Annotated in this window: 22 protein-coding genes; 11 read left to right on the top strand and 11 right to left on the bottom strand. The window is 68.7% G+C overall.

Translation table 11 applies throughout. The features are described 5' to 3' along the window. Positions 1–35 precede the first annotated feature (35 nt). Positions 36–851 (top strand): lysophospholipid acyltransferase family protein, encoded by an 816-nt coding sequence (locus tag ACXYX3_RS25785; RefSeq protein WP_458612233.1) that lies wholly within the window; start codon positions 36–38, stop codon positions 849–851. Here ACXYX3_RS25785 and ACXYX3_RS25780 read toward each other — a convergent pair. Continuing rightward, positions 839–2,452 (bottom strand): diguanylate cyclase domain-containing protein, encoded by a 1,614-nt coding sequence (locus tag ACXYX3_RS25780; RefSeq protein WP_458609548.1) that lies wholly within the window; start codon positions 2,450–2,452, stop codon positions 839–841. The two genes, ACXYX3_RS25785 and ACXYX3_RS25780, sit on opposite strands and share 13 nt — an antisense overlap. Positions 2,453–2,536: 84 nt before the next feature. Here ACXYX3_RS25780 and ACXYX3_RS25775 point away from each other — a divergent pair, with 84 nt between their 5' ends. After that, positions 2,537–3,892, top strand: a complete 1,356-nt coding sequence (locus ACXYX3_RS25775) for an NAD(P)/FAD-dependent oxidoreductase (protein ID WP_458609547.1) — start codon at positions 2,537–2,539, stop codon at positions 3,890–3,892. Here ACXYX3_RS25775 and ACXYX3_RS25770 read toward each other — a convergent pair. The 4 genes from ACXYX3_RS25770 to ACXYX3_RS25755 all read right to left on the bottom strand — a co-directional run bounded on the left by ACXYX3_RS25770 (position 3,862) and on the right by ACXYX3_RS25755 (position 7,612). Beyond that, the gene (locus ACXYX3_RS25770) at positions 3,862–4,521 is read right to left on the bottom strand and encodes a class I SAM-dependent methyltransferase (RefSeq protein WP_458609546.1); all 660 of its coding nucleotides are present in this window, start codon (positions 4,519–4,521) and stop codon (positions 3,862–3,864) included. The genes ACXYX3_RS25775 and ACXYX3_RS25770 overlap by 31 nt on opposite strands. A 79-nt stretch (positions 4,522–4,600) precedes the next feature. Then, positions 4,601–5,629: an alpha/beta fold hydrolase gene (locus ACXYX3_RS25765; RefSeq protein WP_458609545.1), complete on the bottom strand. Its 1,029-nt coding sequence runs from the start codon at positions 5,627–5,629 to the stop codon at positions 4,601–4,603. A 51-nt stretch (positions 5,630–5,680) separates the two neighbouring features. Beyond that, the gene (locus ACXYX3_RS25760) at positions 5,681–6,508 is read right to left on the bottom strand and encodes an MOSC domain-containing protein (RefSeq protein WP_458609544.1); all 828 of its coding nucleotides are present in this window, start codon (positions 6,506–6,508) and stop codon (positions 5,681–5,683) included. Between the two features lie 33 nt (positions 6,509–6,541). After that, positions 6,542–7,612 (bottom strand): sodium:calcium antiporter, encoded by a 1,071-nt coding sequence (locus ACXYX3_RS25755; RefSeq protein ID WP_458609543.1) that lies wholly within the window; start codon positions 7,610–7,612, stop codon positions 6,542–6,544. Between the two features lie 233 nt (positions 7,613–7,845). Between ACXYX3_RS25755 and ACXYX3_RS25750 the strand changes: the two genes are divergently transcribed. Together ACXYX3_RS25750 and ACXYX3_RS25745 are read left to right on the top strand one after the other, a co-directional pair. Next, positions 7,846–8,292, top strand: coding sequence for an MmpS family transport accessory protein (locus ACXYX3_RS25750; RefSeq protein ID WP_241204470.1), 447 nt, complete (start codon positions 7,846–7,848; stop codon positions 8,290–8,292). Next, a complete protein-coding gene (locus tag ACXYX3_RS25745) occupies positions 8,289–11,180 on the top strand; it encodes an MMPL/RND family transporter (protein ID WP_458609542.1) in 2,892 nt (963 codons plus the stop codon). The genes ACXYX3_RS25750 and ACXYX3_RS25745 overlap by 4 nt, the downstream gene beginning before the upstream one ends. A gap of 6 nt (positions 11,181–11,186) precedes the next feature. Here the strand turns inward: ACXYX3_RS25745 and ACXYX3_RS25740 are convergent, their stop codons facing one another. Continuing rightward, positions 11,187–11,663, bottom strand: coding sequence for a hypothetical protein (locus tag ACXYX3_RS25740; protein WP_458609541.1), 477 nt, complete (start codon positions 11,661–11,663; stop codon positions 11,187–11,189). Positions 11,664–11,803: 140 nt separating this feature from the next. Between ACXYX3_RS25740 and ACXYX3_RS25735 the strand changes: the two genes are divergently transcribed. Next, positions 11,804–12,433, top strand: a complete 630-nt coding sequence (locus ACXYX3_RS25735; RefSeq protein ID WP_458609540.1) for a DedA family protein — start codon at positions 11,804–11,806, stop codon at positions 12,431–12,433. Positions 12,434–12,466: 33 nt separating this feature from the next. Next, complete coding sequence (locus ACXYX3_RS25730; protein ID WP_458609539.1) at positions 12,467–12,955, top strand: MarR family winged helix-turn-helix transcriptional regulator; 489 nt, start codon at positions 12,467–12,469, stop codon at positions 12,953–12,955. A gap of 6 nt (positions 12,956–12,961) precedes the next feature. Here the strand turns inward: ACXYX3_RS25730 and ACXYX3_RS25725 are convergent, their stop codons facing one another. Then, on the bottom strand, positions 12,962–13,906 hold the full coding sequence (locus ACXYX3_RS25725; protein ID WP_458609538.1) for an NADP-dependent oxidoreductase: 945 nt from the start codon (positions 13,904–13,906) through the stop codon (positions 12,962–12,964). A 102-nt stretch (positions 13,907–14,008) separates the two neighbouring features. Then, positions 14,009–15,040, bottom strand: a complete 1,032-nt coding sequence (locus ACXYX3_RS25720) for a fused (3R)-hydroxyacyl-ACP dehydratase subunits HadA/HadB (protein ID WP_458609537.1) — start codon at positions 15,038–15,040, stop codon at positions 14,009–14,011. 78 nt (positions 15,041–15,118) lie between these two features. On the opposite strand from ACXYX3_RS25720, the gene ACXYX3_RS25715 reads away from it, so the two are divergent. Beyond that, positions 15,119–17,458, top strand: coding sequence for an arylsulfatase (locus ACXYX3_RS25715; protein ID WP_458609536.1), 2,340 nt, complete (start codon positions 15,119–15,121; stop codon positions 17,456–17,458). After that, on the top strand, positions 17,458–17,952 hold the full coding sequence (locus tag ACXYX3_RS25710; protein WP_241204478.1) for a MarR family winged helix-turn-helix transcriptional regulator: 495 nt from the start codon (positions 17,458–17,460) through the stop codon (positions 17,950–17,952). Before ACXYX3_RS25715 ends, ACXYX3_RS25710 begins: the two co-directional genes overlap by 1 nt. Positions 17,953–17,964: 12 nt before the next feature. Here ACXYX3_RS25710 and ACXYX3_RS25705 read toward each other — a convergent pair whose 3' ends face one another. After that, the gene (locus ACXYX3_RS25705) at positions 17,965–18,708 is read right to left on the bottom strand and encodes an SDR family oxidoreductase (protein WP_458609535.1); all 744 of its coding nucleotides are present in this window, start codon (positions 18,706–18,708) and stop codon (positions 17,965–17,967) included. A 109-nt stretch (positions 18,709–18,817) separates the two neighbouring features. On the opposite strand from ACXYX3_RS25705, the gene ACXYX3_RS25700 reads away from it, so the two are divergent. Then, positions 18,818–19,801, top strand: coding sequence for a glycoside hydrolase family 6 protein (locus tag ACXYX3_RS25700; RefSeq protein WP_374238352.1), 984 nt, complete (start codon positions 18,818–18,820; stop codon positions 19,799–19,801). Between the two features lie 54 nt (positions 19,802–19,855). Next, the gene (locus tag ACXYX3_RS25695; RefSeq protein ID WP_458609534.1) at positions 19,856–20,722 is read left to right on the top strand and encodes a nitroreductase family protein; all 867 of its coding nucleotides are present in this window, start codon (positions 19,856–19,858) and stop codon (positions 20,720–20,722) included. Positions 20,723–20,733: 11 nt separating this feature from the next. On the opposite strand, the gene ACXYX3_RS25690 is transcribed toward ACXYX3_RS25695, so the two are convergent. Continuing rightward, a complete protein-coding gene (locus ACXYX3_RS25690) occupies positions 20,734–21,237 on the bottom strand; it encodes an STAS domain-containing protein (RefSeq protein WP_458609533.1) in 504 nt (167 codons plus the stop codon). A 231-nt stretch (positions 21,238–21,468) separates the two neighbouring features. Here ACXYX3_RS25690 and ACXYX3_RS25685 point away from each other — a divergent pair, with 231 nt between their 5' ends. Beyond that, complete coding sequence (locus tag ACXYX3_RS25685) at positions 21,469–22,647, top strand: FAD-dependent monooxygenase (protein WP_458609532.1); 1,179 nt, start codon at positions 21,469–21,471, stop codon at positions 22,645–22,647. On the opposite strand, the gene ACXYX3_RS25680 is transcribed toward ACXYX3_RS25685, so the two are convergent. Then, a complete protein-coding gene (locus ACXYX3_RS25680; RefSeq protein ID WP_458609531.1) occupies positions 22,636–23,022 on the bottom strand; it encodes a hypothetical protein in 387 nt (128 codons plus the stop codon). The genes ACXYX3_RS25685 and ACXYX3_RS25680 overlap by 12 nt on opposite strands. Between the last annotated feature and the right edge of the window lie 12 nt (positions 23,023–23,034).

Raw genomic sequence — 23,034 nt, 5'->3', positions numbered from 1 at the left:
TCTCCGTCGTCGACCGGGCCAAGCGAGTGGCAGCCATGGAGTCGGCCATCTTCTCGCTCGCCGACCGACTGCACCCCGTGGTGTCGAGGTCGCGCATCTACGTCGACGGACTCGATCGGCTACCGCGCGACGGACGCTTCCTCCTGGTCGGGAACCACACGACGGCAGGCTGGCCGGAAATCGTGATGATTCCCTACTTCGTGCACGCCGAACTGGGCGTCCGGGTGAGGGGTTTGGCGACCAGACAGCTGGCCGACATGGGTGGCCTCGGTGGGGAGATCGCCGAAGCCGCCGGTGCCGTGGTGGGCGATCCCGCCACCGCTGCCGAACTGATGAGCAAGGGCGAGACCGTGCTTGTGTTCCCCGGTGGGGGACGCGACATGCTCAAGTTCAAGGGCGAGGAGTATCGGCTTCTCTGGCAGGGCCGCAGTGGTTTCGCGAGGTTGGCCATCGCGCACGACTATCCGATCGTGCCTGTCGGGCTGGTGGGCGGGGACGACGTGTTCCACAGCATGACCGAGCGCGACGGGGCCTGGGAGCGGATGACCCGCGGCATCGGCGAGCGACTGCACGGGGTGCGCGGCGTCGGCATCCCGCTGGTCCGCGGCATCGGGCCGACATTCGCACCGCGACCGCAGCGGATGTACCTGCGTTTCGGCGCTCCGATCCCCACGGAACGGCCCACCGGCACCGCGGTGGAGTCGTGGGAGCGAGCGGTCAAGCAGACCACCCAGAACGCGCTCGAGTCGATCCTCGACGAGGTGCAGACCCTCCGCGCCGAGGACCCCTTCCGCCGGCTCAACCCGCTCGCCTGGCGCAGCGCGGTCCAGCCGCCGGCTCAGACCGCGTAGCGCGTGCGCCCCCGCCCGGAGGCCTTCGCGTGGTACATCGCCTCATCGGCGGCCCGGAGCAACTCGAGGGCGTCGCGGACGTCGTTCACGCCCACCAACGTGACGCCGATGCTCGCGGTCACGGTGAGCTCGACGTCGTGGTACCGGATCGGATCGGTTGCCGCACAATGTAATCGGTCGATCAGCTGGTCCAGCTCGGACCGTTCGATGCGCTGCATCAGCAGCACCACGAACTCGTCTCCCGCCAACCGCGCGATCACATCGGACTCCCGCAGCGCCTGCTTCATCCGGGCCGACGTGGTGACCAGCACCGCGTCACCGGCGTCGTGGCCGAAGGAGTCGTTGACGAACTTGAGGTCGTCGAGATCGATGAACAGCACCGCGCTGAGCCGCTGCACCGCATCCGGGCGCAACGACGCCGCGATGCGTGCAAAGGCCCCCGATCGGTTCAGCAGGCCGGTCAACACATCGTGGGCGGCTTCGTGGGCGGCGCGCTCGTGCGCGACCTTCTGCGGGGTGATGTCGACGAACGTCGCGACGACCGGCGAGTGTGGCGGATCGTCGGGGCTCAGCAATCGGGTGCTCATGGAGAGCCACACCCTGCTGCCGTCCTCACAGTCGACGCCCACCACGCGGTCGACCTGGGGGACGCCGGAATGCGCCACCTGCCAGACCGGCTGCTGCATGACAGGCAACGTGCACCCCTCCGCGTCGACCAGGGGGATGTTCGAGGCGAACGGCGCATCGACCGGTCGCACCGTGGCCAGGATGCGTTGCGCCGCCGGGTTCGTCGACATCACCGAGCCGTCGGCGCCGAACACGACCACCCCGGCGTCCAGCGCCGTCACCACTGCCTCGAAGTGTCGTTCGGCGCGGCGCAGAGCGGTCATGTCCGCGCAGATCAGCACGTACCCGGACGCGGTCCGCGCCGCGGTCAGCCGGATGGAGCGGGGGGAGCCATCGGAAGCGACGTGCGTCGTGTGCAGCACCCCCAATGTGTCGATCAGCCGCTCGGCGTCGATCTCCGCGCCCACCGCGTCGTGCACGGGACGGTCCCGCACCTCGTGGAACCGGCGGCCGTAGATCTTCTCGGCCGCGGCATTCCAACTGCTGACCGTGCCTTCGCGGGACAACCCGATGACGCCGTCGCTGATGTGGTCGAGCAACGCCGCCTGGTAGCGCAGGAGGTCCGCCGCTCGGCTCGTGGTCAGATCGCGGAAATAGGTGACGACCGCGGGCCGGTCGTTCCAGTGGATCCGGATCGAGGTGGCTTCGACGTCGCGCACCGCTCCGCGCGATCGGCTCATGGACACCTCGGTCGGGGGAGCGTTGTCGCCGTCGCGGTGCAGACCGTTCAGGCGGCTCTCCACCTTCGGCAGGATGTCGGCCGGGATGAAATCCGACACTTTTCGCCCGACCAGGTCGTTGCTGCCCCGCACCCCCATCCACCGCACCGCGGTGGCGTTCGCGAACACGATCGTGCCGTCCTGATGGACACAGATACCGTCGCTGGCCAGATCGAACAGCTCGCGGAAGCGCTGCTCGGCGACTGCTGCGCCGTCCACCGCCGCCGGTGCGGCGTCGGTGTCGTCTCCTGACATACCCGCCCCCGCCGGCCCGATCCCTTCGATCGAGGCTAGCGTGTCGGCGGGTGCATTCGATGAGAAACGGGTATCGACGGTGCCATGGGTAATCCGCGTCCGAAAGTCCTGATCATCGGCGGGGGATTCGGCGGCTTGTTCTGCGCCCGCCGCTTCCGCGGGGTCGACGTCGACGTGACTCTGCTCGACCGAGCCGCGTGCCACGTGTTCCAGCCCCTGCTCTACCAGTGCGCGACGGGCACCCTCAGCATCGGCCAGATCAGCCGTTCCCTGCGTGAGGAACTCGAGCACCATCCCAACGTCCAGACGTTGCTCGGGGAGGCCGTTCGCCTGGATCCCGAGGCGCGACGGGTGACAGCGCGCCGACCCGACGACTCCACTTTCGAACTCGACTACGACTACCTGGTGATCGCGGCGGGGATGCGGCAGTCCTACTTCGGTCACGAGGAATTCGCCACGTGGGCGCCCGGGATGAAGACACTCGACGATGCGCTGAGCATCCGGCGCCGGGTGTTCGCCGCGTTCGAGATCGCCGAGACGCTGCCGCCGGGACCGGACCGGGACGCGTGGTTGACGTTCATCGTCGCCGGAGGCGGTCCCACAGGTGTCGAATTGGCCGGGCAGATCCGGGAACTGGCGACGCGGGCGTTGGCCAACGAATTCCACAGCATCCAACCGCGGGAAGCACGCGTGCTGCTGTTCGACGGCGGCGACCGGGTGCTGAAGAGCTTCGCCCCCGCCCTGGCCGGTCGGGCACAGGAGACGCTGGAGAACCTCGGGGTGCAGATGCACTTCGGCGTCCACGTCACCGATGTCCGGCGCGAGGGCGTGACGGTGAGCCCGAAAGGCGGCGGGCCGAGCCGGGACTACGCCAGCCGCACCGTGCTGTGGACCGCGGGCGTGGAAGCGGTGCCTTTCGTCCGGCACGCCGCCGACGTCCTCGGTGCGCACACGGATCGGTCCGGCCGCATCACCGTCGACCCCGATCTGTCGGTGTCCGGCCACCGGGAGGTCTTCGTGATCGGTGACATCGCAGGGCGTGACGGTCTGCCCGGCGTCGCGGAGAACGCCATGCAGGGCGGGTTGCACGCGGCGGCGTGTATCCGGCGCGACGTGAGTGGCAAGCGACGCAAGAACTACCGCTACCGTGACCTCGGCTCCGCGGCCTACATCAGCCGCGGCAACGCGTTGCTGCAAGCGGGGCCCGTCAAGCTGGCCGGGGCGTGGGGCTGGCTGGGCTGGGGGTTCATCCACATCGCCTTCCTCACCGGGGTCCGCAACCGGTTCAGTACCGTCGGCACCTGGATGGCGACGATCGCCCGGGCCAACCGCAGCGACCGCACCTTCATCCTGGGCGGCTCCGGCCACCCCGAGGAGCCCTACACCTGGGAATCGCCGGTGCACCAGAGTTACAAGGCGGGCCCGGAGAAGTCGGCGTAGGACGCTGCGGCGCGGTGGGCGCGCCCGACGACGAGTGGGCCGACGATCATCGGCATACCCCGCCAGGTCGCGCGCTCGATCTCCGGCGTGAACCCGCAGGCGGTCATCGTCTCGAGAGTGTTTCTGTTGCAGACACATCCGCCGGCGAAGGCGCGCCAGGGTCGCAGCAGCAGGTCCTGCCATGCCGCCAGCCATCGTGATCGCGCTCGGACGTGTTCGATGAACAGCAGCCGCCCCTCGGGAGTGAGCACCCGCGCGATCTCTCGCAGCGCACGCTCGGGTTCGGCGACGGTGCACAGCACCAGCGTCGAGACCACGGTGTCCACCGACGCGTCGGGCAGCGCAAGACCTTCGGCCGGTACATCGATGATCCGGGCGACCCGGCCGAGCCCCTGAAGCCGACGGTGGAGCCGGTGGCGCATCCCGGGCTCCGGTTCGGCCAGGATCAGCTCGTCGATCGCGGCGGGATAGCAGGGCAGGTTGAGTCCGGTCCCCGCCCCGATCTCGAGTACCCGCCCGGATGCCCCGGCGAGCAGCGTCCGTCGGCGGCGCCGCATCCCCGCGAGCTCGCCCAGCCACAGGAAGGGGTCATAGAGCAGCGCCGTCACGCGCAACCACGCCTGGTTCACGGCTCGAATGTAGGAGCCGGTGACCGCGCGCCGCATCGCCCGAATCGGCCATCACCGCGCGATGGCCGGTACGGGTCAGTCAGAGGAGCCCCTGACGGTTCGCCTCGGCGACGGCTGCGGTGCGTGATGGGCAGCCGAGCTTGTGACGGATGTTGGCGACGTGCCGGTGCACGGTGTGTGGACTGATGCCCAGGTGTGCGGCGATCTCACGGTCGCCCAGACCGCGCGCCACACAGCGCAGGACATCGCGCTCGCGCACCGACAGCGGCCCCGTGACCGGCGCAGCCGCGTCGGCCGCCGCAGTGGTGAGGCCGGCGCGGCAGGCGCGCACGACCGCGCCGACGTCGCCGTACCACGGGAAGTGCGAACTACCCTGCAGCGGAATGAGAACCGCGTCGGGAATCGAGGCGGCGACCTCCCGGCCGAGTCGGAACGGGACCGCACGATCGTCGCGCCGATGTACCACGGTCGTGGGTGCCCGCACGTCGGTCAGATACGCGCGCACGTCGAGCCGGTACACCGCGTCGAGCAGCGCCGCGGCGGTCTGCGCCGTGGCCGACGCGCGTTGGAGTCGCGCGAATCGTTCGTGCTCGCAGGTGTCTGCGTCGGCGAGGAAGATGTCGCCGAGAACCCTGGCCCCCAAACCCCAGTGCGCGTCGATGGCCGCGACGACCGCGCGGCCGACCTCGGGTGGGGTCAGCAGGCCACCCCGCGCGAAGGCGCCGTAGAGAACCAGTCGGTCCACGCGTTCGGGATACGTTGCGGCGAAGGCGATTGCGGTCGCACCACCCGAGGAACCGCCCAGCAGCGACACCCGGTCCAGCCGCAATTCGTCGCAGAGCGACCGCAGCGTCTCCACGTCGTGTTCGAGGGTCAGGTCGGGCGCGCTCACGTCGCGATCGGACATGCCCACGCCGAGGCGGTCGTAGCGGATCAGTGTGCGATCCTCGGCGATCCCCGTCCAGAAGCGCTGCACGCCCGGTTGCTGCCAGTCGAGTTCGAGATGACTCACCCACCAGGCGGGAGCGACCAGCGGCGGTTGGGCACCGCGGACCGGACCGCGCACCTCGTACGCCAGCCGGCGGTCACCGACGCGCAGGAACTGCATCGCCTCGAAACCCCTGTCCCACAGGCTGTAGAACGTACACCCGGGGCAGACCTACGCGTCGGGGATTCGGACCTCGTCCCCGATCTCGACGATCCCGCCGGTGACGACGTCGGCGTACAGACCCGCGCACGGCAGGACCCCGAATTCGCCCGCCTGGACGCGGTTGTGTTCGAGCGCATACCGAACGGCGTGCGGGGAACGCGGCAGCGAACCGTGCTCCAGCGTGGGTACCGAGCAACGTGGCGTGGGCAACGTCCCGCGCACCCGTGTCGTGCCGATGCCGAACGTGACACCGACCCAGTCGTTCTCCACGAAAGGTGGACAGCCATGCGGGGTTTCGATCACGATGTTGGGGCGGTAGCGCACCGCCTGCCCGTGCTCGAACCCGATGGCGTCGAGCGTGGCCGTGGTGATCAGGTGCACGGGAGAGTGATCGACGAAGGCGCCTCCGGGTGTGCCCTGCGCGATCTCGAGGAGCTCGGCCTCGATGTCGGCGTCGATGCCGTGGGTCAGCACGTCGACCGGATCGGAGCGCTCGACCGTGGCCCCCGCGTGGCGCTCGTCGGCCAGATGGACGCGCCGTCCGACCATCTCCGAGATCGCCTCGGGCGATTCTGCGACCGGTATGGCGCGCCCGTCGGGCAGGGTGAGCACGACACCGCCGTCCTCGGTGGATGCCGAGCACTGCAGCAATCGGCGCCACAGGCGGGGGTTCTTGGCCGTGGCCACTCGTCCCGTCTCGTCGTCGACGAACGCGAAACCGCGATCGCCTGCGGCACCGAGGGGGCCGAACTCCAGACGGGTGCACTCTTCGCCGAGCATCGACTTCACGGGATAGCGGTGCAGTGCGGCCACCCGGCCGCTCGGAACGGTAGTCATCGCCTGCGCCAGCGTACGGGCCGCCACGTGCGGTCAGCCGGTCTGCGCGATCGCGAACAATCCGGCGACGCCGACGACGTAGATGACGAGCACCGCCAGCGAATCGATGCCCATCCGGGCGACGCGCCGCTGGGGGCGGAACAGCAGGCCTGCGGCATAGCCCAACGTCATCACGATGGCCAGCGCGGTGAGGTAGATGTCGGTGCGCTCTGCCTGGGGCAGCACGGCATCCCCGGACAGCAACGTCGCCATCAGGAACAGCACGGGAAGGAAGGCGTTGCCCCCGAAGATGTCGGACACGGCGAGCTGATAGTCCCCGTTGCGCACCGACGCCAGGCCGGTCGACAGCTCGGGCAACGACGTCGCCGCGGCCAGCACCGTGGCGCCGAAGAGAACCCCGGACAGGCCGACGCCGTCGGCGATCGCATCACCACTGCGTTCGAGGACGACCCCGGCGACGAGCGTGACCACGGCGGCCAGGCCGAAGATCAGCGCCGATCGCGTCGTGCTGACGCCCTGTGCGGTCGCCTCGCGCTCGTTGCGCGCCGCGCTGTGACCGCGGGGTTTGTCCTGACCGTCGGGCGGTTCGCCGGATTCGTGCCACGGCAGGGATCGTCCGGCGCGGCGCAGCAACAGCAACCCACCCACCCAGACCGCCAGGATCAGCACGGCGGCGGGGGTCACGCGCCAGGCGATCAACGTCGGCGGGAGCTGCGTACCGGCGATCACCAGCGCCAGGACCGCCACCACGAGGGTCGCCTCGAGCACCAGCACCAGGGAGGCGGCGCGGTAGGTCAGGGGCCGCGGTCCGCGCACCCCGAAGGCGTCGAGTGCCACCAGGACCACGGTCTGGATGGCGATACCGCCGAGGATGTTGCCGACCGCGACGCCCAGATTTCCCGACAGCGAAGCGCTGGCGACGATCGCGATCTCCGGCAGGTTGGTGGCGACCGCGAGCAGGATCAACCCACCCAGCGCCGACCCGAGATGGAGCCGGGTGGACAGCACATCGGTCTGGTTGGACAGCGAGATACCGGCGACCCAGATCGCCGCGGCGGCAGCACCGAACGCCAGCAGCAGGGCCCACAACGGCCAACCTGACACAGGTGTTTCCTCTCGAACGGGGGCGGTGGGCGAGGGCTACCCGGTACGGCGGTGAGAAACCTGTCAACTTCCTGAAAGCGCGCTGGCAGTGCGCATCCGGCGATTGCCGCACGCTGTCGTGACTCCGATGTTGTGCGGTACGGTCCCGTGTCGTACCGTCAACGAAGTTGATTAGTGATCCTAGCGATCTCCGGACGGTCCGCGCCTTGTCGCCGCTCCTGAAAGGCCAACGCATGCAGCGGGATTCGTTCGCCCGGCGGCTCGGGCGACGGTGGCCGCTGCTCGTTGCGGTCGTGGTGATCGCCGTGGCCGGATTCGCGGTCTACCGGTTGCACGGGATCTTCGCCTCGGGCGACGTCACCGCCACCCCCAGCGGATCGGACAGCCAGATCGTGCCGTTCAACCCCAAGCACGTCGTCCTCGACGTCTTCGGTCCGCCCGGCACCACGGCCACCGTCACCTACCTCGACGTCCACGCCCAGCCGCAGAAAGCGCTCGGCGTCGCGCTGCCCTGGTCCTACGACGCCGTCACCACCGACCCCGCCGTCTTCGTCAACGTCGCCGCTCAGGGCGACGGCAACTCCATCGGTTGCCGAATCACGATCGACGGCCAGGTCAAAGACGAGAAGCAGGTGAACACGCTGAACGCCTACACCTTCTGCCTGGACAAGTCCGGATGAGCGCGCCGATGTCCTGGCGATCGGTCCCCGATCTGATCCGGCGTTTCTCGGTGCTGATCGCGCTGTTCTGGCTCGCGACGGCCGTTCTCACCAACGTGTTCGTACCGCAGCTGGAGACGGTCGCCGAGTCCCACAACGTCTCGCTGAGCCCCCAGGATGCACCGTCGCTGCAGGCCAGCAAGCGCATCGGCAAGGACTTCGGGGAGTACGACTCCGACAGCTCCGCGATGATCGTCCTGGAGGGCGACCAACCCCTCGGGGCCGAGGCGCATCGCTACTACGACGGGCTCGTCGCCAAACTCGAACAGGACACCACCCACGTCCAGCACATCCAGAACTTCTGGGGTGACCCGCTGACCGCGGCGGGCTCGCAGAGCTCCGACGGCAAGGCCGCACTCGTGCAGGTGTTCCTGGCCGGAAACCAGGGCGAGTCGCTGGCCAACGAGTCCGTCGACTCGGTGCGCGACATCGTCGACCACACCCCGGCCCCGCCCGGGGTGAAGGCCTACGTGACGGGCCCGGCGCCGCTGATCACCGACCAGTTCGAGGTCGGGCGGCAGGGCACGCTGAAGACCACGCTGATCACCATCGGCGTCATCGCGGTCATGCTGATGGTCTACTTCCGGCGACTGACCACGGTGTTCTTCGTGATCTTCACCGTGATGATCGAATTGACCGCATCCCGCGGTGTGGTCGCGGTCCTGGCCAACGCCGGCATCATCGAGCTCTCCACCTACTCGACGAACCTGTTGACCCTGCTGGTCATCGCGGCCGGAACCGACTACGCGATCTTCATCCTCGGCCGCTTCCACGAAGCGCGCTACGCCGGCCAGGACCGGATCGCGGCGTTCACGACGATGTATCACGGCACCTCGCACATCATCCTGGGGTCCGGGTTGACCATCGCCGGCGCGGTGCTGTGCCTGACGTTCACCCGGCTGCCGTACTTCCAGAGTCTCGGGGTGCCTGCCGGCATCGGCGTGCTCGTCGCCGTGGTGGCCGCGCTGACGTTGGCGCCGGCGCTGCTGGCGATCGGTCGGCACTTCGGACTCTTCGAGCCGGCGAGGCCGATGAGCACCCGCGGGTGGCGACGAATCGGCACGGCCATCGTCCGCTGGCCGGGCCCCATCCTGGTGGCCACCGTCGCGATCGCGCTGATCGGTCTGCTGGCGCTGCCGAACTACAAGACCAACTACGACAACCGCACGTACATGCCCGCCGACTCGCCGGCCAACGTCGGCTACGCGGCCGCGGAGCGGCACTTCTCCCAGGCTCGGTTGGAGCCCGAACTGCTGATGGTCGAGGCGGACCACGACCTGCGCAATCCGACCGACATGATCCTGCTCGAGCGGGTCGCCAAGGCCGTCTTCCACACCGACGGCATCGCGCAGGTGCAGTCGATCACGCGTCCGCTGGGCACTCCGCTGGACCACACGTCGATCCCGTTCCAGCTCAGCGCCAGCAGTGCGGCCCAGATCAACTCGCTGCCCTTCCAGAAGGCCCGCACCGCCGACCTGCTCAAGCAGGTCGGTGTCATCAACGATTCGATCAACACGTTGCGCAAACAGTATGAGCTGCAACAACAGTCGGCAGCAGTGACCGACGAGCAGACCAGGGCGTTCGCCCAGACCGTCGCGACGGCCCAGGACTTGCGCGACAAGATCGCCAACTTCGACGATTTCTTCCGGCCGATCCGCAACTACTTCTACTTCGAGCCGCACTGCTACGACATCCCGATCTGTTGGGCGCTGCGGTCGCTGTTCGACGCCCTCGACGGCATCAACGACCTGACCGACCAGCTCGCCAACGTCGCAGGCAGCATCGCGAAACTCGATGCGCTGCAACCGAAGCTGCTGGCTCTCATTCCGCCACAGATCAGCGATCAGCAGACCAACCGCGATCTGACCATGACCAACTACGCGACCCAATCCGGGCTGAACGAGCAGAACTCGCGGGCGCTGGAGAACTCGACGCAGCTCGGCGCGGCGTATGACGCGTCGAAGACCGACGACTCGTTCTATCTGCCCCCGGAAGCATTCACCAACCCCGAATTCCAGCGCGGGCTCAAGCTCTTCCTCTCACCCGATGGCAAGGCCGCGCGGATGATCATCACCCACGAGGGCGATCCCGCGACCACCGAGGGCATCTCGCACATCGATGCGATCCGGCATGCGGCGGTCGAGGCCGTCAAAGGCACGCCGTTGGCGGGTTCGCGCATTTTCATCGCCGGTACCGCGGCCACCTACAAGGACATCGCCGACGGCGCGAAGTACGACCTGATGATCGCGGGCATCGCGGCGCTGTGCCTGATCCTTCTGGTGATGATGTTCATCACGCGCAGCATCGTCGCGGCGTTCGTCATCGTCGGCACCGTGGCGCTCTCGCTCGGCGCGTCGTTCGGGCTGTCGGTCTTGATCTGGCAGGACCTGCTGGGCATCCAGCTGTACTGGATCGTGTTGGCGCTGGCCATCATTCTGTTGCTGGCTGTCGGCTCGGACTACAACCTGCTGCTGATCTCCCGCTTCAAAGAGGAGATCGGGGCCGGTCTGAACACGGGGATCATCCGGGCCATGGCGGGCTCCGGGTCGGTCGTGACGGCGGCCGGGCTGGTGTTCGCGGCCACGATGGCGTCGTTCCTGTTCGCCGATCTGCGCATTCTGGGTCAGATCGGTACGACGATCGCGCTCGGTCTGCTGTTCGACACCCTCATCGTGCGGTCGTTCATGACGCCGGCGGTGGCCGCCCTGCTGGGCCGCTGGTTCTGGTGGCCCCTGCGGGTGCGGCCGAGGCCGGCGAGTCAGATGCTGCAGCCCTACGGGTCACGCGCGGCGGTGCGGCAGTTGCTGCTGTGGGAGGACGACGATCCGGCGGTCCGGCACGCGAAGTAGCCGGGCTCAGACGTGCGCGGGTGTGCGCTGCTCCATCGGCTCGGTGTCGAGCACCTCGACGTCACGCAGCTTGGCCTTCAGCGCGGCGACGCGGCGGAGTTGATTGGCCATGTTCAGCGATGTCAGCATCGGGATTCCGCCGATGAACGTCCGGAACGACGGGTGCCCCCCGTCGAGGTGCAGGACGAACATGCACCCCACGACGTAGAAGAACCCGAGGGTGAACAGCGCGGCGGGAATGGCGTAGGCGAGTGGGGAGCGGGCGTCGTCGATCAACTCGGCCGCATAGTGGGCTTCATCACGTGTCAGCGGTTGCCGCTTCCGTAGCTTCGCCAGCACCTCCTTGTGCGCGCCGACGGTGTCACCCAGCGGGTGCGACGTCCGCCGCTCGAGGCGTCCGATGTAGACGAAAACGCCAGTGGCGAAAACGATTTCGGCGACAGCGGCAAGCGCCGTCAGATCGCCCCACAGACCGAGACCCACGATGGAACTCCTCACGCTCGACAAGGAAGGTTACCCGGGCTAACTGTTGTCGACGCATGCTCACAGCAAGGACACAGGAAGGCTGGCCACGGGCGCCCCTCGGTACCCTCGCGGGTGATCCCCTCAGGAAAGGCTTCCCGTTGACGACACAGTCCGCGACCGCTGTGGATGGTATTGCCGGCTGGACGGTCGAGTTGATGGAGCGGTGGGGCGGCCTCGGTGCCGGCATCGCGATCGCGGCCGAGAACCTCTTCCCGCCGGTGCCGAGCGAGGTGATCCTGCCGATGGCGGGCTTCGCCGCACGCCTCGGCGACCTGTCGCTGGCCGAGGCGATCGCCGGTGCCACCGCGGGCTCCATCGTCGGCGCCTGGCTGCTGTACGCCCTCGGGGCGTGGCTCGGGCACAACCGGATGCGCGCGTTGATCCTGCGGATCCCCCTCGTCGACGCCGAGGATGTCGACAGAACGACGGCATGGTTCGGCAAGCACGGCGCCAAGGCGGTGCTGATCGGCCGCGTGATCCCGCTGTTCCGCAGCTTCATCTCGATCCCGGCAGGCGCCGAGCGCATGAACTTCGCGCTGTTCACGGTGCTGACGCTGCTCGGCAGCCTGGTGTGGAACAGCGCCCTGATCGGCGCGGGCTACGTGCTCGGGGCCAATTGGCACGCCATCGATCCGTACACCGCCGTCCTGCAGTACCTGGTGCTCGGCGCCGTCGCCCTCTGGACCGTCCGATTCGTCATCGCGCGGAGGCGTCGCGCCCGGGCGTAAGACACTTCGACATCGAAGCACTAGGGTGGTGCGGTGGCCGACTCGTTGAACCCCGAGCAACTGCGGGCGTACTTCGCGTTGATGGAGTCGGTCAGCCTTCTGCAGTACGCCGTCCGCCAACAGCTCCTCGACGACGGCGGCCTGAGCTACGTGCAGTTCGAGATCCTCGCGAAGCTCTCGGACAACGATCGACCGCTCACGATGACCGAGCTCGCCGACGGCGTGGTCTACAGCCGTTCCGGACTGACCCACCAGGCCGGCCTTCTGGAACGGCAGGGCTTGATCAGGCGCACCCCGTCGCCCGACGACCAGCGCGCCACCGTCGTCGAGATCACCGAAGCGGGCCGCGACCGGGTGGCGGCGGTGCTGCCGGGGCACATCGAGGTCGTGCGGGAGTTGCTCTTCGACGCGCTGTCCGCCCGCGACGTGCGTGTACTCGCGGACATGATGAGCGCGGCGCGCGACCACATGCGTGCTCGCCCGCCGCGCTCCGCGGCCCGCCGCCGCCACCGCGCCGACTGACCGGCGTCAGTTCCCCGCGGGGACGAGCAGCGTCTTGCCGTGCAGGCGGCCGCTGTCGGAGTCGTCGTGCACGGCGGCGGCCTCTGCGAGGGGGCGGCGATCGGCGACCTCGATGCGCAGCTGCCCCTCGTCGACGCTCGTGACCAGCGCGGCCAGTTGGGCGGCATCGCTGCGGACGAACACCCGCTGGGTGCGGACGCCCCTTGGCGGCTCCTCGGGTCCGAACACCATGGTGCCCACGTGGAATCCGCCGTCGGCGATCAGGCTGATCAGTTCCCGCGTCTGTTCGTCGGTGGTGGAGACGAGGTTCAGGACGACGTCGAACGGGGCGCCTTCGACCTGGATAGGCGAGTGGGTGTAGTCGATGTGGGCGACCAGCTGGTCGGCCCCGAGGCCCAGCAGCCGCTGCGCGTCACGGTCCCTGGTCGTCGCCGTGACGTGTGCGCCGGCCTGCTTCGCCAATTGCACGGCGTACCCCCCGACGGCTCCCGACGCCCCGTTGATCAGCACTCGCTGTCCCGATGTGAGCCCGGCGATCTCGAACAGGGCCTGCCAGGCGGTCAGCGCAGGCTCGGGCAGCGCGGCGGCGTCGGCCAGGGGCACCGAGGTGGGAGCCGCGGCCAACGCCTGCGCGGGCACCACGGCGTACTCGGCGGCCGCGCCGTCCGCATCGAGTGGCAGGAATGCCACCACGGCGTCGCCGACGGTCCACCCGGTCACGCCGTCGCCCAGCTCAGCGACCGTGCCGGCCACGTCCACACCCGGGATGTGGGGGAACGCGACCTGGTAGACCTCGGCGAGGTAACCGCCCCGGATGCCCGCGTCCACCGGGTTGAACGAGGTGGCTGCGACCTCGACCAGCACCTGCTGCGGCCCGGGTGTCGGGCGCGGCGCGTCCTCGTAACGCAGCACGTCACTGCTGCCGTACTCGTGGTACCGGATTGCCTTCATGGTGTCCTCCTCCAGCTCATGTGCTTCGAATTCGAAGCATCTGGAGGCTGCAACTCACTTCACTGTCGAAGCATTCCCGAGAGCCCGGAGGTCTTGCGGTGGTCAGGAAAACCGGACCGCGAGGGTGGCGAGGCCGAAGATCTTCTTGCCGGCCGACTTCGCGCCCACGATCAGGACCCCCGACCGCGTCTCGGGGTCCAGAGACTTCACCTTGCCGCTGAACTCGACGTCGGCGCCCTCCTTGGCCGACACGATCGCCGGCGCCGACAACCGCACGGCGAATCGCAGCGCCGCGCCGGGATCACCGGTCCACGACGAGGCGAATCCGGCGCCCAAGCCCATCGTCAGCATGCCGTGCGCGATCACATCGGGCAGCCCGGCCAGCTTGGCGATGTCCTCGTCCCAATGAATGGGGTTGGCGTCGCCGGCCACGCCGGCGTAGTTGACCAGGTCGCCCCGCGAGAGCCGGGTGTGGAGCACGGGGATCTCCTCGCCGGCGGCCACGTCGTCGAACGCCCGCGAGCCCGGCGTCCGCGTCGAGCCACCGTCGGACACCCGGACGTCACCGTCGGGCCGCACCGTCTTCTCGTAGCCTTCTTGCGATCCTCCGATGTCGAGGATGTTCATGTCGTGCATCATCGCGTTCTGCACCGCGGTCTTGACGTCGGCGCCGATGTCCTCGGCCGTCACCCCGACCACCGTGGTGTGCAGTGTGTGCACCCGCTCGCCTGCGGCGTCGGTGAACGTGTTGGTGACGGTGATCAGGTCACGCCCGGCGATGCGGCGTACCGAGGTCAGTTCAACGTCGATCTTCAGCTCGTCGCCCGCCACGATCGGGCGGTGCTGCTCGAAGACCTCCTCGGTCTGCATGTAGGTGTCGTAGCCGACGACCACCTCTTCGAACATCCGGCGGTTGCACTGCATCCCCGGCGCCGAGGTGAATGTCAGCGGCGCGATCAGGTCGGCGTAGCCGAGGGCAGCGGCGGCGTCGACGTCCCAATGTGCCGGGTGGTAGTCCTGCACGGCGCGGGCATACTCGCGCAACTTCTCGCGGCCGACGAGGTACGTGCCGTCCATCTGGTAGTAGTGGCCCACCCGGGCTTCCAACGGCGACGTTTCGGCTGCGGCAGTCATGACTGCGTGATCTTACGCGTGACGCAGCGGGCACCTTTGTCGCAGACTGTGTGCGCACCGCTCGGCGAAGGAGATCAGGTGACCGACAGCCCATCCGTGTCCATCGTTGCTCCACCACTGCCAGGAGGGGCGACCCTGCCCTTCCCGCCGGTGCCCTCGGGCAGCGTCGCCGGCCGCACCTTGGGCGAGTCGACGTATGCGCCGCGTCCCACGCCGCAGCGGCTGCACCCGGACACCCCCAACATCGTGATCGTGCTGATCGACGACGCGGGCCCCGGGCTCCCCTCGACCTTCGGCGGCGAGATCAGAACCGAGACGCTGGACCGAATGACATCAGAAGGTGTGTCATACAACAGGTTCCACACCACGGCAATGTGCTCGCCGACGCGGGCCTCGCTGCTCACCGGGCGCAATCACCACGAGATCGGCAACGGTCAGATCGCCGAGCTGGCCAATGACTGGGACGGTTATGCCGGCAAGATCCCCCGCTCGAGCGCGACGGTGGCCGAGGTGCTCAAGCAGTACGGATACGCCACATCGGCCTTCGGTAAGTGGCACAACACCCCGGCGGAGGAGACGACCGCAGCAGGTCCGTTCGAGAACTGGCCCACAGGGCTGGGATTCGAGTACTTCTACGGCTTCCTGGCCGGCGAGGCTTCCCAGTACGAGCCCCACCTGGTCCGCAACACCACGGTGGTGAGCCCGCCTCGGACCCCGGAGGAGGGCTATCACCTGTCTGAGGACCTGGCCGATGACGCGATCGGTTGGCTGCGCCGCCACCGCGCGTTCAACGCCGACAAACCGTTCTTCATGTACTGGGCCAGCGGCTGTCTGCACGGGCCGCACCACATCATGAAGGACTGGGCAGACAAGTACGCCGGGGCCTTCGACGACGGATGGGACGCCTACCGGGCTCGGGTGTTCGAGCGAGCCAAGGAGAAGGGCTGGCTGCCGGGCGACTGCCAACTGACCGAACGCGACGAGACGCTGCCCGCGTGGGACGACATCCCCGAGGACGAGAAACCGTTCCAGCGGCGGCTGATGGAGGTCGCGGCCGGCTACGCCGAACACGTCGACGTCCAGGTCGGTCGCCTCGCCGACGAGCTGGACCGGCTCGGGTACGCCGACAACACGGTGTTCGTCTACATCTGGGGTGACAACGGCTCCTCTGGTGAGGGACAGAACGGCACCATTGCAGAGCTGTTGGCGCAGAACGGGATTCCGACGACGGTTCGGCAGCACATCGATGCGCTCGAGGAGTTGGGCGGCCTCGACGTGCTCGGCTCGCCTGTGGTGGACAACCAGTATCACGCGGGATGGGCGTGGGCGGGCTCGACGCCGTACAAGGGCATGAAACTGCTGGCGTCCCATCTCGGTGGCACCCGCAACCCGATGGTGGTGCGATGGCCCGCAATGGTCGCGGCCGACCCCACGCCGCGCGACGTGTTCCTGCACTGCAACGACGTCGTGCCCACGCTGTACGAGCTGATCGGCATCGAGCCTCCGCGGTCGGTGAACGGCGAACCCCAGATGCCTCTCGCGGGCGTCAGCTTCGCCCGGACGCTCACCGACCGGTCGGCTGACGGCGGCAAACCCACCCAGTACTTCGAGATCATGGGCAGCCGGGCCATCTACCACGAAGGATGGCTGGCGTGTGCCCGCGGCCCGCGTTTGCCGTGGGTGCCCGGTCAACCGGAGGGCATCGCCACCTGGACACCCGACCATGACGCGTGGGAGCTCTACCACCTCGACGAGGACTGGTCGCAGGCACACGATCTCGCCACCGCACACCCCGACAAGCTCGCTCAGATGCGCGAGATGTTCGCGATCGAAGCCGCCCGCAACGCGGTGCTTCCGATCGGCGGTGGACTGTGGGTGCCGGTGTATCACCCGGAATTGCGCATCACCCCGCCGTACAGCGAGTGGGAGTTCTCCGGTGACATGGTGCGCATGCCCGAGTTCTGCGCTCCGGCACTCGGCAACAAGGACAACACCGTGGTCATCGACGCGGAGATCCCGGCGAACGCCAACGGGGTGCTGTATGCCCTCGGCGGCGCGGCCGGCGGGCTCACCTGCTACTTCGACGACGGCTACCTCTGCTACGAGTACAACTTGTTCATCCTGTCCCGCACCGTGATCCGCTCGGAAGGGCGCATCAACCCGGGCCGGTCGCAGATCGTCGTGACGACGCGCTATGCGGAACGTCGACCCGCCGGACCGCTCGACGTCACCGTGACGGTCGACGGAGACGACGTCGCGGCGGGCCGGGTTCCCATCAGCGCACCGTTGCTGTTCACCGCCAACGACTGCCTCGACATCGGCACCTGCCTGGGCTCGCCCGTGTCACGGGACTATCGCGAACGGGCTCCGTTCCCCTTCGAGGGACACATCGACCGCGTGCACGTCGCCTACCTCTAGTGGCGGGCGACGGACTCACCGCCTCTCAGCAGCGGGCGTGGGTCGCCTACATGCGGGTGTACCACCGGCTCGAGTACGAGATGAACCGGCACCTGCAGCGCGACTGCGGGATGTCACTTGCGGACTACACGGTGCTCAACGCGCTCTACAACGCGCCGGGGCGCAGTGCCCAACTGTCCAGCTTGGCCACCGTCATCGGATGGGAGCGCAGCCGGCTCTCGCACCACCTGAAGCGCATGGCCACGCGCGGGCTGATCGACCGGCTGCCCTCGACCGCCGACCGCCGCGCCACCGACATCACGCTCGCCGACGACGGCGCCCGCCGGTTCCGGGAAGCCGCCCCGGTGCATGCCGCCTGGGTGAGCGAGACGGTGTTCTCCGACACCGACCGTGGCCAGGAGACGGCGCTGGCCGACGTCCTGACCACGGTCCACGACTCACTCCTGCGCGCGGGCACGCTCCCGCCTCCGGGATTCGGGCCGCCGGCCGACTAGTCACACCTGCGCTCACACCTGTTCTGTGCCACCGTCGACGAACACCTCTGCCCCCGTCATGAAGCTGCTCTGATCCGACGCCAGGAACAGCACCGCAGCGGCGATCTCCTCCGGCCGGCCGACCCGGCCCAACGGGACCTTCGCCGCCTCGGAGTCCAACAGCTCCTGCTCGGCACCCGGGGCCAGCCCGACCAGTCCCGGTGTCTCGATCGGGCCGGGCACCACGGTGTTGACCCGGATGCCGCTGGGCGCCAATTCGGCAGCCCAGGTGCGGCCGAAGGAGCGGATCGCCGCCTTGGTGGCCGCGTACACACTGAACGACGGCGTGCCGTTGGAGGCCGCCGTGGAGCCCGCGAGGACGATCGAGGCGCCGCGGTTGAGCAGAGGCAGCACCTTCTGCACGGTGAACAGGGTGCCGCCCACGTTGGTGGTGAACGTTGAGGTGAAGTGCTCGACGGTGATGTCGGGCAGTGCGGCGAACTCGCCGCCGCCGGCGTTGGCGAACACCACGTCCAAGCCCTTGCCCCGGGCCGCGATGGCGTCGACGACCGCCGTCAGTTCCTCCGGCTTCGACACGTCGCTGCGGACCCCCGTCGCCGCGTCGCCGATGGACGCGACGGCTGCGTCCAGCGCATCCTGCCGACGACCGGTGATCACGACATGAGCGCCCTCGGCGGCCAGGCGCTGCGCGGTGGCCAGTCCGATCCCTGAGGTGCCGCCGGTGACGAGTGCGGTCTTGCCGTCCAGCTGTCCCATGATGCTTCCCTTCTCTTGGTGGATACGCGCTTCAACGTAGGTGACATGTCACCTATTCCAGGTGTAAATTGGCGCGCGGTCGGCGACCGGCACTAGGTTTCTCTGGGTGATCTCCCGCGCTGCGCGCGTCATCGCGCGCTGGACCGTTCCGCTCCTGGCCGTGCTCACCGTCGCTGGACTCGTCTCGGCTCCGGTCACTCCTGCACCGGCGATCCGCCTCGCGGCCGACGCCAACCCGCTGGCGGGATTGCCCTTCTACGTCAACCCCGATTCCAAGGGCATCAGGGCGGCTCGCGGCGCCGGCAATCCGACGCTGGACCGAGTGGTCAACACGCCCACCGCGTACTGGATGGACCAGCTGTCCACTCCGGCGGTCGACGCGAAGTACATCGCGACCGCACAGGCTGCAGGCACCATGCCGATCCTCGCCCTCTACGGCATCCCGCACCGCGACTGCGGCAGCTTCGCCGCGGGCGGCTTCGGATCCGCGGGCGCCTACCGCAACTGGATCGACGGTGTCGCGGGCGCGATCGGCGGCGGACCTGCCACCGTGATCCTCGAGCCCGACGCCCTCGCGATGGCCGACTGCCTCTCGGGCGATCAACGGCAAGAGCGGTTCGACCTGATCTCGTATGCGGTGGACACGTTGACGCGCAACCCCGGCACCGCCGTCTACGTCGACGCCGGCCACTCCCGGTGGGTCAGCGCCGAGGAGATGGCGAACCGGCTCAACCAGGTCGGTGTCGCCAAGGCTCGCGGCTTCAGCCTCAACACCGCCAACTTCTTCACCACCGAGGAAGAGATCGGCTACGGCTCGGCGATCTCCGGCATGACCGGCGGTAAGCCGTTCGTCATCGACACCTCGCGCAACGGCGCCGGCCCGGTCGAGGGTGACCCGCTGTACTGGTGCAACCCCGAAGGACGTGCCCTCGGCGTGGCGCCCACCGCCAACACCGGCAACCCGCAGGTGGACGCCTTCCTGTGGGTCAAGCGGCCCGGCGAATCCGACGGTTCGTGCGGCCGCGGCGAGCCGGGCGCAGGCACCTTCGTCAACCAGTACGCCATCGACCTGGCCCGCAACGCCGGCTGGTGAGCGTCCCGCGCGCGTAGGATTTCTTCCGCAGAACCCCGGGCGGAAGGACACACGGTGGCGAGCGGACCCGATACCGCGACGCTGAAGCGGGTGCTGGAGGCGGCCGGTTGGGCGCCATCGGCACAGAACACGCAACCGTGGCAGTGGCACGTCGACCCCGACGCCCTGCATTTGGACGCCGACTGGAGTCGCCGGCTCGGCGGGTCACCCTTCGACCGACGTGACGTCCTGCTCGCCTGCGGAGCCGTGCTCGATCACTGCGCGATCGCGCTGGGCGCTGCGGGCTGGGCCACCCGCATCCACCGCTTTCCCGGCGGCGCCGTGCTCGATCCCGGTCTGAATCCTGTGCGCCTGGCGACCTTCGAGATGATCGAATCGGTTCCCGCGCCCGCCGCGCGCGAGCTCGCCGGTGTCATCCGCCGCCGCCGGTCCGACCGGCGTGGCTACGGCACCGCTGCCCTTCCCGACGCGACGATCGAAACGCTGCTGGTGCGTGCTGCGCGCCGCGGTGTGGATCTGGCGGTGGTGCCGACCGCCCGCTGGCACCGCGACGACTCCGGGCAGGTGCATCTCCACTTCGGCGACGCGGTCCACGCCGGCCCGACCGCAACCCCTGCCGACGGCGCGCTGCTCGTGCTCGGCACCGAGGACGACTCCGATGCGGCACGGCTGCGCGCCGGGGAAGTGGCCAGCCGCGTTCTCCTGTCGGCGACGGCGCTGGGTTTGGCGACCTGTCCGTTGACCGAGCCGCTGCGCTCGGCGCGGGACCGGGTCGCGGTGGCGTGTGAGGTGTTCGACGGCACCCGGCACCCACAGATGCTGATCCGCATCGGCACACCACCGCCCGATGCGCCGGATGTGCCGCCCGTCGCCCGGCGGCCGCTGGCCGAGACGACGACGTGGTCGGTATCCGGGAGTTAGTGGCGCGGGGGTCAGCGGCGCATCCGCTGCGGCGGCGCTGATCGGCGCTGCGGCCGGTGCCATCCCGACTGCGCCGTCCAGATGACGTGGGCGAGACCGTGCCCGAGGCGGTCCAGACGGGCAAGCGCCGACGCCAGATCGGCGGCAAGCGGAAGCTCGCCGTCCGGGTCGCAGATCGACAGCATCCGGCGCACCGGGTCGCCGCCCACGATCATCCAGTCCACGTCGATGCGCGTGCAGTGCACGCTGATGTAATACAGCGCAGTGAAACCGGCGGTGCCGAAGAATTCGACGGCGCGCAAGTCGAGCACGAGTTGCTTCGAGATCCGTGTGTGGCGCTGTACGTAGCGGCCGAAGTCGCGGCCGTTGAGAGCGTCGATCTCACCGACGACCGCGATGGCGACCCTGGTGGACGAGCAGTGCCGGGCCTCGAAAACGGCTGCGCCGCAACGCTGTTGCTCGTAGTCCGAGCTGTGCTGTATGGAGAAGCGGCGCTGCTTCTCGACGGTGGTCATGGTGGTGGCACCTCGGATCGGTCGAACTCGTGGACACTCCGCGGGCTGCAAGCTCAACCAAAGTCAAGATAGTACGGATTTCGTTTGAGCGAAAGGTTCGTTCGCATTCTTGACAGACGCCTCTCAGCAGCGCGTCTGTGTCTGCGCATCGCCTGAAAATTGACGCTCAGGCTGATCTGACGCGGAAGTGCTACGAAATCCGTCGTCGCGTCACCGCAGGCACAATGGATCGTGCCCTCACATGCGATCATCTCCGGCGCCGGCATCGCCGGTCCTGCCCTGGCCCACCAACTCACCGCGCGCGGCTGGCGCACCACCGTTCTCGAGCGTTACCCGCAGCGTCGCGACGAGGGACAGAACGTCGACATCCGCGGCGCCGCACGTGAGGTCATCCGGCGCATGGGCATCGACGCCGACGTGCGCGCGGCGAACACCACCGAGATCGGAACCCGTTTCGTCACCGCCGACGGGCGAGCCGTGGCCTCGTTCCCGGTCGGCCGCGGGGGCCGCTCCGACGGACCCACCGCCGAACTGGAGATCCTGCGCGGTGAACTGTCCCGCATCCTCGTCGAACACACCGAACAGCAGACCGACTACCGTTTCGACACCCAGCTCTGCGACGTCACCGACCACGGCGACCGGGTGACCGCGGCTCTGAGCGACGGCTCGACGTTGGACGCGGACGTTCTCGTCATCGCCGAGGGGCTGTACTCGCGGTCGCGCCGGTTCGTCACCCCCGTCGCCGTTCACACCCTGGGGATGTACTGCGCCTATGCCACGCTGCCGCGGGAGCACACCGACGACCGATGGTGGAACTGGCAGCACGCGACCAGGTCTCGCAGCGTGCACCTTCGACCTGACAACCTCGGCACCACCCGGGCATTGCTGACGTTCATGTCCGACGTGCGGGGCCTCGAGGAACTCAGCAGCGGGGACCAGATCACGCTGCTGCGTCGCACGTTCGCCGACGTCGGGGGCGCCGCGCCGCGCATCCTCGATGCCCTCGACGCCGGAGCACCGATGTACTTCTCCGCCGTCGGCCAGGTGCATCCGCCGGTCTGGAGCAAGGGACGCATCGGGCTGCTCGGCGACAGCGCGTTCTGCAACGCGACGTTCGGCGGTGCCGGCACCAGCCTCGCGCTGATCGGCGGCCATCTGTTGGCCCGCGAGCTCGCCGACGGGGACGATCCCGGCGGCGCGCTGCGCCGCTACCAGCGAGTCATGCAACCGTTCGTGGCGACAGCGCCCACCGTCCGCGAAGGCACGCTGCGGCTGGCCAATCCACGCTCGCAGGCCGGGGTGCGCGCCGTGCACGCCGTCGGGCGCGTCGCGGCGGGTCCGCTCGGCAGAGCAGTCGGTGCGGTGTCGGGAATGGCAGGGATCGGCGGTGACGAGGTGTCACTGCCCTGATGCGTGCAGCAGTGCGTCGATGACCCTCATCTCAGCGGCGCTCGCCCACGATGGATTCGCCTGCATCGGAACGCGAAACACCTCGAGCTCGGCCAACTCCGGAACCGTCCGCAGGTGTGCCGCCGTCAGCGGCGTGGAGAGCAGCGGGATGTGCACCGGTACCCGGTGTCGGCCGTCGGCGATCACCACGTCGCCCGTGATCCGTCCCAGGCCCCAGATGCCGCGGTCCGGCCGCGTCGTCACCCACAGCAGCACCCGCTGGCCGGGCTGCATCAACCGCGTTCGGTAGTTGTCGGCCACACACCACTGCGGCGCAGTGTGTCCGGCCGCGACCATGGGCTCGACCGGCGTGTGGCGTGGGTTGGCCTTGATCACCCACGCGCCCAG

It is taken from the genome of Mycobacterium sp. Panama NTM2 (assembly GCF_054355555.1).
Note: the sequence above shows the minus strand (reverse complement) of the source record. Positions and strands in the feature narration are given on the sequence as shown.